Origin of the sequence: Pseudomonas cichorii, from assembly GCF_019719005.1 — a bacterium.
Lineage (GTDB): Bacteria > Pseudomonadota > Gammaproteobacteria > Pseudomonadales > Pseudomonadaceae > Aquipseudomonas > Aquipseudomonas cichorii_E.
Window position 1 is genome coordinate 68758 of sequence record NZ_JAIGPJ010000003.1, and the last position, 14583, is coordinate 83340.

The 14583-nt window shown below is 61.2% G+C and carries 10 protein-coding genes; all 10 read left to right on the plus strand.

The window, feature by feature from the left end; translation table 11 throughout:
- The first annotated feature begins 14 nt into the window (after positions 1–14).
- The 10 genes from K5D32_RS03940 to K5D32_RS03985 all read left to right on the plus strand — a co-directional run bounded on the left by K5D32_RS03940 (position 15) and on the right by K5D32_RS03985 (position 14578).
- Positions 15–680, plus strand: a complete 666-nt coding sequence (locus tag K5D32_RS03940; protein WP_221599318.1) for a CpaD family pilus assembly lipoprotein — start codon at positions 15–17, stop codon at positions 678–680.
- A 10-nt stretch (positions 681–690) separates the two neighbouring features.
- A complete protein-coding gene (locus K5D32_RS03945; protein WP_221576997.1) occupies positions 691–1923 on the plus strand; it encodes a hypothetical protein in 1233 nt (410 codons plus the stop codon).
- A 17-nt stretch (positions 1924–1940) separates the two neighbouring features.
- Positions 1941–3308, plus strand: a complete 1368-nt coding sequence (locus K5D32_RS03950) for a CpaF family protein (RefSeq protein ID WP_221599319.1) — start codon at positions 1941–1943, stop codon at positions 3306–3308.
- 11 nt (positions 3309–3319) lie between these two features.
- A complete protein-coding gene (locus K5D32_RS03955; protein ID WP_221576995.1) occupies positions 3320–4300 on the plus strand; it encodes a type II secretion system F family protein in 981 nt (326 codons plus the stop codon).
- 28 nt (positions 4301–4328) lie between these two features.
- The gene (locus tag K5D32_RS03960; RefSeq protein WP_221599320.1) at positions 4329–5282 is read left to right on the plus strand and encodes a type II secretion system F family protein; all 954 of its coding nucleotides are present in this window, start codon (positions 4329–4331) and stop codon (positions 5280–5282) included.
- 26 nt (positions 5283–5308) lie between these two features.
- Entirely contained in the window at positions 5309–6190 is an 882-nt protein-coding gene (locus tag K5D32_RS26095) for a tetratricopeptide repeat protein (RefSeq protein WP_221599321.1), read from the plus strand.
- Positions 6187–6696 (plus strand): TadE/TadG family type IV pilus assembly protein, encoded by a 510-nt coding sequence (locus K5D32_RS03970; RefSeq protein ID WP_221599322.1) that lies wholly within the window; start codon positions 6187–6189, stop codon positions 6694–6696. Before K5D32_RS26095 ends, K5D32_RS03970 begins: the two co-directional genes overlap by 4 nt.
- Positions 6693–7271, plus strand: a complete 579-nt coding sequence (locus K5D32_RS03975; protein WP_221599323.1) for a TadE/TadG family type IV pilus assembly protein — start codon at positions 6693–6695, stop codon at positions 7269–7271. The genes K5D32_RS03970 and K5D32_RS03975 overlap by 4 nt, the downstream gene beginning before the upstream one ends.
- A 116-nt stretch (positions 7272–7387) precedes the next feature.
- Positions 7388–8914: a TadE/TadG family type IV pilus assembly protein gene (locus tag K5D32_RS03980; protein ID WP_221599324.1), complete on the plus strand. Its 1527-nt coding sequence runs from the start codon at positions 7388–7390 to the stop codon at positions 8912–8914.
- 42 nt (positions 8915–8956) lie between these two features.
- A complete protein-coding gene (locus K5D32_RS03985) occupies positions 8957–14578 on the plus strand; it encodes a beta-propeller fold lactonase family protein (RefSeq protein WP_221599325.1) in 5622 nt (1873 codons plus the stop codon).
- Positions 14579–14583 lie beyond the last annotated feature (5 nt).

Here is a 14583-nt window from a genome sequence, read left to right on the forward strand (position 1 = left end):
TGGAGACCTTGAAAATGAAGCCTGCCACTTTCCGCCTCGCGCTGCTGGCCTGCCTGCCCTTGCTCATGGCCGGCTGCACCGCGCAGTACAACGAACTGCGCGCCAAGCGCTTTGCCAATACGCCGATGCCGGTTGCGCAGGTGAACCCCAGCGCCCTGAGCGTTTCCCTCAATACGGTCAATCAGGGCAAGGGACTGACCGCTGAATCCCTGGAAAACCTCAACACGATGCTGAGCAATCAGGGTCGCCTGAAAAACCAGAGCCTGACCCTGCAACCCTTCACCCCGGCGGGTGAGCAGATGGCCAAGCGCCTGACACGGGTGCTGAGCGAGCGCGGCGCGGATACCGACCGCATCATTCTGGCCCCGGTCCAGCTCAAGGCTGCCGAGCAGTCAGGCGGCTGGGATTTGCAGATCATTTCCGAGGCCATGGTCGCGCAGATCCCCGATTGCCGGATCGCCAACGCCAATGCCTGGACCATGACCCCGTATCAGGCCGTCGGCACCCTGGGCTGTGCCAACCGGGCCAACATTGCGCGGATGGTCAGCGACCCTCGCGACCTGGTCCGCCCACGCACCCTGGACAGCGCCGATGGCAACCAGGCCAACAATGCCGTGCAGCGTTATCAGGAAAGCAAGACCACCGAACTGATGAACATCGACTTCTCCCAGGACGACTGAGGACGCCGCCATGAACGACAAGACCAACACTGTATTGCCCAGCGGCGACAAAACCTTCCTGGCCCCGGTCCTGTTTGCCGCCAGCACGGCTGACCAGCGCAGCTTCGCCGAACAGTTGCAGCGCCTGGGCCAGCCCGAAGCGCTGGTGCTCAGTGGCGGCATAGAAGCGGCCAAGGCCTGGTGCGCCGAGCAGCGGGCCAGCCTGCTGCTGGTGGACCTGGATGGCGAGCAGTTCCCCTTGCAGGCCATCTCGGAACTGTCGAGCCTGTGCGACCCTGGTTGCGCAATTCTGGCCATCGGCAGCCAGCAGAATGTTGACCTGTACCGCGCCCTGACCCACAGCGGCGTGGTGGATTACTTGTGCAAGCCCGTACCACTGGACCTGCTGGCCAGCAGCCTGGAGCGTGCGCGCAATATCCATCAGCAACCCCAGACCAGCCAGGTGCGCACTGGCCGCAGTATTGCCGTGACCGCCTGCTCCGGCGGACTGGGCACCAGCACGGTCAGCGCCGGGCTGAGCCTGCTGCTGTCACGGGAACGGCATATGCCAGTGGCCGCCGTGGATTACGACCGTCACAACGCCGACCTGTCGCTGCTGCTGGGAGCCCAGGGTGATTGCGGACTGGCCGCAGCCTTGAGCAGCAGCGAGATCGACGCGCGCTTTCTGCAACGGGCCATGACCCGTCTGGATGACCGCCTGCACCTGCTGGCCCAAGAACCTTCAGCCAATCATTTCGCCCCCATCGACACCGATCACCTGCTGGAGCTGGGAGCCAACCTGTGCCGCCTGTTCAATCAGGTGGTGTGGGACCTGCCGTCCGGCCACCCGCAAGGTGCTCTGGAGGTTTTGCGCCACGTCGAAACCCGCATTCTGCTCAGCGAATTCACCATTCAAGGCGCGCGCAATACCCAGCGCCTGCTTGACGAGATCGGTGACGAAAGCGAGGGCCAGCAACTGCTGCTGGTGGTCAACCAGAACCACGGCACTCACCAGACAGTAGCCCGCGAGCAGTTCGAGGCCTTTGTCGGCAGGCGCGTGGACTTGGTACTGCCTTACGCCGGGCATGCCCTGAGCGACAGTCTGTTGAGCGGCCCGCTGCGCCTGGAAGCTGCGCCAGCCTTTCGACAGGCCCTGCTGAATCTGGCGGACCTGGCCTGTGGTCGCAAACCCGGCAACGCCCTCGCGGCCCCGTCGGTGCTGACGCGCCTCAAAGGCGTCCTGACTCGCCGCAACGCAGCCTGAAACAAAGGAACCGGATCATGCTGATACGCAAACCCAGAACGCTTGCCCCCGCTGCAACGCCATCGCCCGCGCAGGAAGGCAGCGAGCCGGTCATCGAGATGCAGAAGGTCAACGCCACCAAGGCAAACCCTGCCATCAAGAATGCCGACAGCGGTGCCAACCTGAACCGGCGTCTGATACGCGGTTTTCTCTATGACCAGATCGACCCTCTCAAGGCTGCGGCCATGGGGCGCGACAAGCTGCGTCAGCAGATCGAAAGCCAGATACGGCGCATCTGCGATGACAACCGCCTGCAACTGTCGCGCCCCGAAGAAGAGCAGATCGCCAGCGAAATGCTGGACGAAATGCTCGGCATCGGGCCGATCCAGCCGCTGCTGGCCGACGACACGGTCAACGACATTCTGGTCAATGGCGCGGGTCAGGTGTTCGTCGAACGCTTCGGCAAGCTGGAGCTGTCGAACATCACGTTTCTGGACGAAGAGCATGTGTTCAACACCGCCCAGCGTATCGCCGCCGGTGTCGGGCGACGCATCGACGAAGCCAACCCCATGGTCGATGCCCGACTGGCCGACGGCAGCCGGGTCAACGTCATTACCTACCCGCTGGCCATCGACGGCACCACCATTTCCATCCGTAAATTCATGCGCCGCAACCTGACGCTGGAATCCCTGGCGGCACGCAACGCCATGTCGATGGAAATGGTCCAGGTGCTCAACCGCGCCATGATTGCCAAGCTCAATATCGTGGTGTCCGGCGGTACGGGTGCGGGCAAGACCACGCTGCTCAATGCGTTGTCGCAAAAGATCAGCGAAGACGACCGCATCCTGACCATCGAAGACGCCGCCGAGCTGCAACTGCAACAGATTCATGTGGTGCGCCTGGAAACCCGTCCGGTCAGTGCCGAAGGCACCGGCAAGGTCGATCAGCGCGATCTGGTGCGCAACGCCCTGCGGATGCGGCCAGACCGGATCATCCTCGGCGAAGTGCGCGGCGGTGAAGCCTTCGACATGTTGCAGGCCATGAACACCGGGCATGACGGCTCGCTCTGCACCGTACACGCCAACACACCCCGGGACGCCATCATGCGTCTGGAAAACATGGTGATGATGGCAAGCATGCAACTGCCCATGGAAGCTATTCGACGCCAGATCGCCAGTGCCGTGAACCTGGTGGTTCAGGTCGAACGCCAGCGTGACGGCGGGCGGCGCATCGTTTCCATCACCGAAGTCTGCGGCATGGAAAACGACGTGATCCAGACCCAGGAGCTGTTTGGCTTCAAGGTACGTTCCACCGACAGTCAGGGCAAGATTCTGGGTGATTACGTGGGCAGCGGTCAGCGACCCGAGTTCTACAACCAGCATTCCCATCTGTTTGGCGATCTTTGAGAGGACACCCCATGCAAGCTGTCCTCGATTTGCTCACCCTGCTGGTCTTCGCCTGCGTCATGTTCGCCTTCTATGGGCTGCTGAGCCTGAGCAAACGCCGCCAGCGAGCCGCCGAAAGTGCGGCGCGCCTGGAACAATTGCTGCGCGACAAGGTGACGGTGAATGCACCTAAAACCGAAGTCGAAAGCATCATGCGGGAAATGCAGAGCGCGCCACTGGGCCACATTCCCGTGCTTGGCATTCACTTCACCCACTTGTGGATCAACCTGAACCTGCTGGGCTGGCGCAAGACCCTCAAGGGACGGGTCATTGCCTTCGGCATCGGCGGCTTTTTTGCCGGCGTGCTGATCGGTCGCGACACGCCCATGCCGTTGCTGTTCGGCAGCCTGATTGCGGTATTCACCGCCATTGCCCTGTTCACGCTGTTCTATCGCCAGGCGCTGGCCAAGTACCACAAGCAATTGCGCCAGTCCTTGCCTGAAGCCATCGACTCCATCACCCGCACCTGCCGCGCAGGCGTACCGATCAGCAATGCCTTCGCGCTGGTCGCCGATCATCTGAGCGGACCGTTGAGTGTGGAATTCGCGATCATCGACCACTGGCTGCGTCTGGGCGTACCGCTGCGGCGGGTCATGCAGGATTCCACCCTGCGGGTGCCACTGGCCGAGTACCGGTTCTTCGCGGTGATCCTGATCATCAATCAGGAAGCCGGTGGCCGTCTGGGCGAAACCCTGGACCGGCTCTCCACCACACTGCGCGACCGTCACGAGCTGCAACTGAAGATTCTGTCCAAGACCTCAGAAGCGCGGGCTTCGTCCAAGATCGTGTCATCGCTGGTGCCCGCCATGCTGGGCTACATGTACATCAATGCCCCTCAGGATTTCCGTTTTCTGCTCAACGACCCCACCGGCAACATGGTGCTGTTCTATGCACTGGCCAGCGTCACCCTGGGGCTGATCATCAACCACTTGATGGTGAGCCGAGTCGGATGAGCCCTCGTCTTTGCGGAGAACAACAGCCATGACCAACGAAACCCTTGTTCTGCTGGCTCTGGGCGTGATGCTGACCGGAACCGGCCTGGGCCTGCTCGGCTGGTATCTGGGCCTTTCGGAAAAAAGCCTGGACCTGCGTCTGGGTCGCAGCGAAGAGAATCGCCAGCAGCAGGTCCAGGCCAACATCCTGCGCACCGATCAACTGGCGCTGTCGGCCAATGCCAAACGTCTGCTGCTGCCACTGGCTTCGGCTGGCGAGCATCTGGCCGGCACGGCCCAGGATCGCCAGCACCTCAACCGCCTGCTGAGCATGGCGGGCTTTCGCGCTCAGGCCAGTCTGGGTCTGTTGATGGCAGCCAAATATGCCAATGGCCTGCTGTTTCTTAGCATCGTCCTGTTCGGAGTTCTGGATGCCCAGAGCCGCTTCGGCCTCAAGGGCCTGGCCATGGGCCTGATCGCCCTGTTCGTCGGCACCACCCTGCCCGAAGCCTGGCTGAAATGGCGAGCAGCACGGCGCGGTGGGCGTATGGCCCGCTCGGTGCCCGATGGCCTGGACCTGATGGTGATCTGCGCCGAAGCCGGCTTGCCGCTGGGCCGCATCATGCAAGTAGTGGCCAGAGAACTGGCGCTGTCGGCCCCCGAGCTGGCGGACGAATTGCGTTACACCTTTGCCGAGCTGCAAATCGTCAGTGACCGCTCACGGGCATTGCTCAATCTTGCCGAGCGCACTGGCGTGCGGGAAATCGAAAGCATGGTGGGCACCCTGATTCAGGCCGAGCGCTACGGCACGCCGCTATCCCAGGCACTGCGCACCATTGCCGATGAAAGTCGCAAGACCCTGGTGCTGGGCCTTGAAGAAAAAGCCGGAAAGCTGCCTGCACAAATGAGCGTGCCGCTGATGGTCCTGATCCTGCCGCCGATCATCGCGGTCATGGGCGCACCGGCGATGATCCGTCTGGTCCGCGCACTGGCGCAAAACTGATGCCTGCCTTGTCTCTGGAGAATATCGTGTCCTCACCTCTGTCCTTTTCGCGCCTTGCCCTGCTGTCGCTCTTGATCGTCGGCGCAAGCGGCTGCTCCAGCCTGCCCGGCCTCGACCGTAACAATGCCCAGCCCCAGACCAACGCGCCCCTGAGCAAAAAGGAAAGCGCCGAAGCCCTGAGGCTGGCCCGCGTATTGCGCGATAACGGGCGTATCGAAGCCGCCGCCGAGGTCTACGCCAAAATGGACCAGCGTCAGCAACTCAGCCCTCGCGAGCTGCTGGAATACGCCAGCGTTGCGGCACTGGTGCGCAAACCGCAGCAATCCCTGGAGCTTTACGGCCGCGCCCGACACGCCCTCGGGGGTGCCGACAGCCTCAATTCGCCAGAAAGCCTGATTACCTGCCTGGGCATGGGCCGCGCTCGCTTGGCGTTGAATCAGCTTCAGGCCGCGGTCAAGGATTTCAATTGCGCACTTAAAGCTCAGCCGGACAGCACCGAAGGCCTCAATGGCCTGGGTGTGGCCAGCAACAGTCTGGGTCAGACCGAACAGGCCCAGAAGCTGTTTCAGCAAGTGCTGGAGATTGATCCGTCCAACCAGCCCGCGCTGAACAATCTGGCCATGACCTACCTGAGCACCAACCAGCCGCAGCAGGCCATCACCCTTCTGCAAGGTGCCAGCCTCAACGCCACGCCCAGCCTGGTGCTGAACCTGGCATTGGCGCATCTGCTCAAGGGCGATAACGATCAGGCGCGCCAGACCCTGAGCCGCAACCTGCCCGATGCCAATACCGAAGAGCTGCTGCAAGCCTTGCAGGCCAGTGTCGCCCGCATCCATGCCGGTTCCCCTGCCGCAACCGAATTGCTCGCCGCCAGCCAGCGTCCTCTGGCACTGGGCACCCCGCAGTGAAGCGGGTCGGACCACACAGACAACGCGGCGTGACGGCGGTGGAAACCGCGCTGATCATGCCGGTGATCCTGATCGGCCTGATGATGTTCTTCGAGCTGGCGCGCATCGCACTGGTGGTCATCATCGGCAATCTGGCGCTGGACTCGGCGCTGGGCGGCCTGCGCAGGGAGAAAGTCGACCTGATGGCCACCGAACAGCTTCAGCCTTTGATAACCGAGCGGATTCTGCTGGCGTCCTACGGCTATCTCAAGGCCAACGAAATCCAGGTCGATGCAACGTCCTACAGCGCCTTGCAAGTCATGGGCGCAGACGATGCCAGCACCGACGAGCCCAGTACTGAATTACCCGACGGCAGCCAGCCGGTGATTGTCGTCAAGGTGGCTTTGCAACAAGCCTACATCACCGCCCTGCCCAAACTGCTAGCCCTGCCCGATCGTTTTACCTATGAGTATCGCCAGGTGCTGGGCAACCTCTATAACACCGCCTTGATTGGTAACGAGCAATGATCAAGCGTACGCAGCAACGCGGCAGCGCCCTGCTGGAAACCGCACTGGCCCTGCCGATCATCCTGGGCACGGGTTTTATCTGCGCCGACCTTTATAACCTCAGCCGCGCCAAGACCGACATGGAGCGCAGCACCTCGACGCTGTCCTCGATCCTGTCGATCCAGGAGCGCTTGACCAGTGGCGGCCTGGAGCAGTTGATCGAGAACATCCGCGGCCCGCGCAAGGACAACTATCAGATATTCATCGCTCAGGTCCGGCGCAGCGGTGAGGTGGTCTGGCACCTGCAACGGGGCAATGCCACCGGGCTGTGCGATAACCCTTTCGCCAGCAGCCAGTACGGTGGCGAACTGCCGGAAAGCAGCCCCACGCCGTCCTCCTCCGAAGAGCCACAGGAAGACACGGTTTCGATGCTGATCGTGCAGACCTGCCAGGCCAGCACCGAACTGGCCATGAGCAGTGATCTGTTCGGCGGCAGAATCCTGCAAAGCGTCGCTCTGGACCGCATGCAGAACAGCGACCTGCAACTGGCTGAAGACCTGGCGCAGGAAGCTGGTCTGGACACCGACAAGGGTTGATTAAGCCTTCTTAATGGAGCCAGCCTTGCTGCTAGTTGGGAAAGATTCTTATTCTTGTATAAACCTCAAGGCTGCTGTCAGAGCGGCCTGTCGATCCCCTCAGGAATGACCGCTTCATGCTCAATCGCAGGCTTCAGCGCGGTAACGTCGCGCCCTTCATGATCCTTGCCACTGGCGGCCTGTTACTGGCCAGTGCCTATGCGATAGACGTGACGCGCATGACCGGCAATGCCTCGCAACTCAAGCGCGCCACCGACGCCGCCGCTCTGGCCGTTGGCCGGGCCAATGCCGACGGCGATGAGAACGTCACCAAGGACCCGGTCGGCTTTGCCACCGCTTATGTGCGCCAGAACCTTGGCATGGATGCGCAACTGCTGGACAACCTGGGCGAAGTCACCGTCGAAGAAGGACGCAGCGCCGACAGCAACCCCACCTACCGGGTAACCGCCACTTCCCGTCACGACCCGCAGGTGAGCGGCAATGCCAGCCAGGCATTGACGGTACATTCCACAGCGGAGTTGATCAGCAAGCCGCTGGAGGTGGCGTTGGCGATTGATTCGTCTGTCAACTTTGCCTCGATATTCTCCGGCATCAGCCCGGACGCGCAGTTGCACATAGACGCAACGGAGCACTTTCTGGGTGAACTGTTCGGCAAGGACAGCAGTGGCAATACCCGTGAAGACAAGGAGAACCTGCGGGTAGCCATTATCCCCTTCAGCAACGAGGTCAATCTGTACGACCCTGACTACGGCCGCAACAACCAGCCACGGCTCAAGGAATGGACAACTCCAGATGCGCTCACCACTGAAGATCCGATCCCGAGCCTGCGCACACGTGGCTTCTACCGGCAATACGGCGACTTGAGCAATATCATGTTTCCGGACCGCAGAGCACGGCGCCAGAGCTTCTACAGGGGAGACAACTACCGGGACAAGACCTATGACTGGATTGCCTCTCCTGCCCAGTCGAGGATGCGTCTGACAGCAAACATGCTTTACCTGAACCCTGAGGACAATCGCCCTGTCGTTTCCGAGCGCCGCATGTTTTCACTCAGCACAGTGGATGCAAACGGTGCGGGCCAAACGATCATGACCGATCAAGGTACCCCCAACGCTCCATTGCTGCCTCTGGAGGGTAGCCGCAGCAAAATCGAAGAGCGGGTGCGCGAGATTCGGGGCGATTGGCAAATCCACCCGCTGCCAGGGCTGGTATGGGCTGGCAGCACCTTGTCGCCCAACTGGCGTGGCGGTAATGGCTGGGGTGACAGCAAATACCCGCTGGATTTCAATACCGATGGCAGTGGCCCCAATCGCAAGGCCATTGTCCTGCTGATGAACTGGAATGCAGGTTCTGCCTGGATGTCGGAAAAAGAAACCCTGCGCCATTATCTCGATACCTGCCAGTCCTTCAGCGACAACGGGATCGTTTTCTACGCCGTGGTCCGCAACACCACAAATATTAATACCCCCGGCGGCCACTACGTGACGCCTGCCGACTGGCTGAACCCCTGCACCGACGGCGGCAAACGTCTGCATGTCATCGAAGGCAATTCATCGGATACCCCAGGCGACCTGCGGACAGCCTTCGACAGCATCGCCAATGAACTCAAGAGCCAGGCCAATCGCGTGCTGCTGGTTGAATGATACGCCTCCCTATTTTCGCTTACGCCTCCAAGGACTGTCCCCATGACTGAGCGTTCCCCTGCCCGTCCTCGCCTCCAGCGCCTGTATCTGGCGCTTGAACCCCGGATGATGTTCGACGCGGCGGCGGTCGCCACTGCGGCGGATGTCGCTGCTGCCAGCGAAACCCAGAGCGCCAGTCCGGCAGCGGATAAAACGGCGGACAACCCCGCGACCAGTGTTGCTCATGAGAACAGCAGCACTTCGGGCAATGATCAGGCAAGCGCCGCCACAAGCCAGCGCACGACAGCACTGGCCACCGATAGCGGTGCCCACCTGAGCCTGGACGCTCTGACAAGCCTGGAAACCCTGAGCACAATCAGCGGCCTGAGCAATATTGCGCAAACCGAACTGTCCAGTGATGGCAAGACCCTGTATGCGGCCAGCAGTACAGGTGAGCTGGCGATCTTCAGCCGTGATACCGAAACCGGCGCGTTGACGTTAAGCAACACCCTGACGGCCAGCGACACTCAGCTGACTTTGGTCATTGATCTGGAGATCAGTCAGGATGGCAAAACGCTCATCATGAGCGGAGGAAACGGTATCTCTTACTCGGACACCCTTGCCGTCTTCAATCGCGATCCGGCCACGGGAAGTCTTGTCTACCTTGAAAGCCATTACGTCCTCACGATAGAAACACTGGAGATATCGGACGACGGCAAGTCGGTGTATGCCGTCGACAGCGGTAACCAGGGAATCTATGTCTTCAGCCGCGATACCACCAGCGGCAGTCTGACGCCACTGAATCTGCTCGAGAACACGTCATGGAACCCACCTTACATGTTCGCCATATCGGCCATGGAGAGCCGAAGCGATTACGTATTCGTAACAACCCAGACCTTCTCATCTCCCCATACCCTGATCGCTTATCAGCGTGACGCCGACGGCAACCTGGGTTCGCCGTTCTATATCCGCGATGGGCAGCGGGACAGCGCTGGCAATACGGTTTCGCTCAAGTCTCCCAGCCAGATCAATGCATCGCCCGATGGCCAGACGCTTTATGTCACCACCTCCGAAGGCATCTTCACGTTCCGGGTCGAAGGCCAGTCCTTCGTGGTCCAGAACGCCATCAGCCAGGCCACTATCACCTCGACAGCCCTGAGCAGCAGCGGCAGCACGCTCTATGCCACCCTCAGCGACGGCACCATCAATCGCTACAGCGCCACGGCGTCAGGTCTGGTGCTGCTCAATAGCACGGCAGGCAATCAGAGCAACGCCAGCGAGATTCAGGTCAGCGCCGATGGTGGCGTGATTGTCACCGGCTCAGGCATTGCCGTTCTGCAGGAAGCCAGCACCCGCTACCTGGAAGGCACGACGGCACAAAAGCTGAGCGATGCGCTGGTCAGCGACTCGACCCTGGACGCGCTCGATAACGGTAATGGTGACTATAACGGCGCAAGCTTCAGCGTCACGCCGCAACGCGGTGACAACACCGAAGACACCTTGAGCTTTATCCCCACCGGCAGCCTGACCTTGAGCAGTGACGGTTCGCAAATCCTGAACGGCGGCACGGCCATCGCCAACCTGACAGCCAATGGCTCCAGCCTGAGCATCACCTTTACCGGTCAGGTCAGCACCGCGCTGGCCAATCAGGTGCTCCAGCAGATCGGCTACAGCAACACCAGCTCGGACGCTGGAAGCCTGGCGGTCATGGTGCTGACCTTCGACAACGGTCAGGGTGCGAGCACTTCTCTTAACGTGGAAGTGCGTCTGATAGACGTCAACAACGCCCCGACCCTGACCGCCAGCGCCACCGATCCCAAATACTCGGCACAAGGCAACCCGGTAGCAGTGTTTCAGGACACTGTCATCAATACCGGCGAAAGAGCCCAGTCGGTCAGCGGCCTGGACCTGAGCGTCACCGGCATCCAGGACGGAGCCAACGAAGTGTTGGTCATCGACGGCACGCGCATCGCCCTCACCCAAGGCAATACCGGCACTACCCGCAGCGGCCTGAGTTATGAGGTCAGCGTCAGCGGCAGCACCGCCAGTGTCAGCCTGAGTGGCGGCAACCTCAGCGTGGCCAATGCCCAGACACTGGTAAACAGCATCGGTTATTACAATGACAGCACCCGCATCACCGGCGCAGATCGCACCGTCAGCCTGACGCTGATTCGCGACAACGGCACGACCACCAATGGCGGCATCGACAGCACGGCGCTGAACCTGACGTCCACGGTGACCATGCGTGACAACAGCGCGCCCGTGCTCAGTGACGTCCCGACCAACCTGGCCTATACCGAAAAAGCTGCGGCGATCTCACTGCTGGCAGCCGCAGGTTTCAGCGACGTCGAGCTGGACAGCGATGCGGATTACCGCGAAGCCAACATCCGCATCGTGCGCAGCGAAGGTGCCAATGCGGCCGATATCTTCGGTTTTCAGGACGGCAACGGCTTCACGCTGTCCGCCGATGGCAAACAGGTCCTCAAGGACGGCAATGTCATTGCCAGTTTCAGCCTGGTAGACGGCGCACTGGTGCTGACCTTCACTGCCAGCCAGCCGGTCAGCGCCGCCGATGCCAATCTGGTTATCAAGCAGATTACCTACTCCAATGAAAACAGCGATCCGGGCAGTCAGGTCAGCCTGAACCTGTCGATCAACGATGGCGATGGCCTGACGTCCAGCGTGCATACCCTCCTGATTGCCGTGACCGAAATCAACGATGCGCCTGAGCTGTCAGCCACCGCGCTGGACCCGACCCTGAGTTTTGGCAATAACACCGCGCTGTTCAGCGACACGCAGATTTCTACGGTGGAACAGGGTCAATCCATCATTGAGTTGCGTCTGGAAATCAGCGGCCTGAGCGATGGCAGCCAGGAACGCCTGAACATCAATGGCACCCTTGTGGAACTGGTGAACGGCACGCAAACCGTCGGCAATTACACCTACACCGTCACCCTGTCGGCGGGCACGGCCACGCTGACAATCACTCCGGCCAACGGCATCGATACTGAGGCGGCGCAAATCCTGATCGACGGTATCCGTTACAGCAATGCCAGCCTGGCACCGACCCTGGGCAGCCGTACCGTCACGCTGGTCAGCATTCAGGACAGCGGCGGCACGCTGGATGGCGGAACCGACGTCAGCGACCTGAACATTGCCTCCACAGTGGATGTCACTGCCAATACCGCACCCGGCATCAGCAACCCGAACCCGGGAACGGTGCTGACCTCACCCGCAATCACCGACCCGTCTCAGCCCACTCACCTGGAGCAGGGCAGCGTGGACTCGGCACCGTCGACCATGGCCACTTCCAGCGACGGCAAGTTCGTCTATATCGTGGCCGGCAAGACCCTGACGATCTACGCCAGAACGGCAGACGGCCTGGTCGAGCAAGGCAGCTTCAGCGACGACCAGTATTTCAGCGACCGGGACATCTTTCTGGAAGGCCTGGACCGGGTGTCTTCGGTCACGCTGTCGGCTGATGGAAAGTTTCTGTATGTGGCCGGTTTCGAGGCCACTTCCGAGACTGGCGCGCTCTCGACCATCACGCTGTATCAGCGCGATGTCACCACCGGTGCGCTCAGCTATGTGGGCGTTGCCGCCAGCAATGACACGAGCAGTAGCTATTTCGGGCAAATGGTGGTTTCCGCAGATGGCAGGTCGTTGTATGCCGTCAGCGCCGACAGCTCAAACAGCGGCATCACGACTTTCACCATCGATGCTCAGGGAGGCCTGACTCAATCCGGGCATCTGTCGGATGGTATTGGCCAAAGCTCGGACGTGGTGATTTCCAGCGATGGACGCTCGGTGTATGTCGGTGCCAGCTGGAGTAACGGCATTGCCATTTTCAACCGCGACACCACAACCGGCGCACTCAGCTTTACGGGTTCACTGATAGCACTGGGCAACGGTCAAAACCTCAGTTCGATCGGCGGGCTTGCCCTGTCCAGCGCGGGCGACTTTCTTTATGTCTCGGACAAGAACAGCAACTCGATCCGGATTTTCAGTCGCAGCGCCGATGGCGCCCTGACACTGACCGCCAGCGTCAGGGACGGGCTGAGAAGTGTCTACTCACTGGCAGATATAACCCTCAGTGCCGATGGCAGCGCGTTGTATCTTGCCCACGAAGCCAGTGATCCGAGCCTGCTGGTGTACAGCCGAGACGCCACCACCGGTGCCTTGACCTTTGTTCGTGCCTATTCGTCATCGACAGGCTTCAACAACCTCGTCAGCGCCACAGACGGCAGCCTGTATGCCTTGGGCAGCGAGTGGTCAGGTTCGGATGTGGTGATATTGAGCAGCCCGACCAGCGCCCCGAACTTCACTCAGGGCGGCGATGCCGTACTGCTGGCACCTAATGGGCTTGTCAGCGATGCCGAGCTGGATGCGCTGAACGATGGCGCAGGCAATTACAAAGGGGCCACCCTCACCGTGGCGCGTCCGGAAGGTGCCAGCGCCGAAGATCGCTTTGGCCTGCAGAGTTCTGCAACGCTTACCTTGTCCAGCGATGGCAGTCAGATCCTGCTCAACGACACCGCCATCGCCACGTTCAGCCAGAGCGCTGGCCGCCTGACCATCACCTTTACCGGCGATGTCAGCCAGGCACAGGCGCAGTCGGTGCTGCAACACCTGACCTACCTCAACAGCGCCGACACACCGCCTGCGCAGGTGCAACTGGCGGCCAGTATCAACGATGGGCTGCTGACCTCGAACAGCGCGAGCTTTACCGTCGCAATCACGGCCACCAGCACGCCCGTCATCACGCCGCCAGTGGTAACGCCTCCTGTCGTGGAACCACCAGTCGTGACTCCGCCTGTAGTAACGCCGCCAGTCGAGACGCCGCCAGATACAGGTGGCGGTCCCGTCATTACACCGCCGCCAGCAGACGTGGATACCGGTAGCAGCATCCCGACAACCAATATCACCGAGCCGGTGATCGTTGCCGCGCAATCCGCGCCGCTGATGGGGCTGCGCCCGAGCGGGTTCAATAATGAAGTCCGGCAGACAGACACGTCCTTGCCGCCGGGCATCAGCCCCCTCGGCTTGCCAGCAGAGATCAACAGCACGCTGAACACTATCCTGCCCGACGCCACAGGTCTGGAGTCGAGTCAGCGCAGCGTCACCGAGCAACTGCTCGGCAGTAGCAGCATCCTCAGCGACACCCTGGCCTCCAGCCAGTCGGCACGTCCGGGCGAAACCTGGCAGATGCAGGTCGCAGCCAACAGCAACGCCAGCAGCGAAATGCAACTGCCGCCATCGTTGCTCGCCAGCACCCAGAGCAGCCCGCAACTGCGCATGGACAATGGCCTGCCTTTGCCAAGCTGGGTCCGTTTCGATCCGCGCAGCGGCAAGCTGATTGTCGATAACCGCCAACTGGCTGCCGCGCAACGCCTGAATCTGGTGCTGATCACCCGCGACCGTTCAGGTCAGGAACAACGCACGCCGGTCCAGATCGAGACCGGTGAACGGCCTCAAGGCGCAGCCACACAACAGGCACCTGCCAACACACCACCTGCGCCCGCAGCGGAACAGGCCTTGCGCGCCCAACTGCAAGACAGCGCGCCGAGCCTGAACCTGGCTCATCAGGCCCAAAGTCTGTTGGAAAGCCTGCTGTCGATAGTGGGCAACGAATCGAACGAAACCGTCGCCAACGCAGCGACCCAAGACGACCAGCGCGTCGCATGATCTTT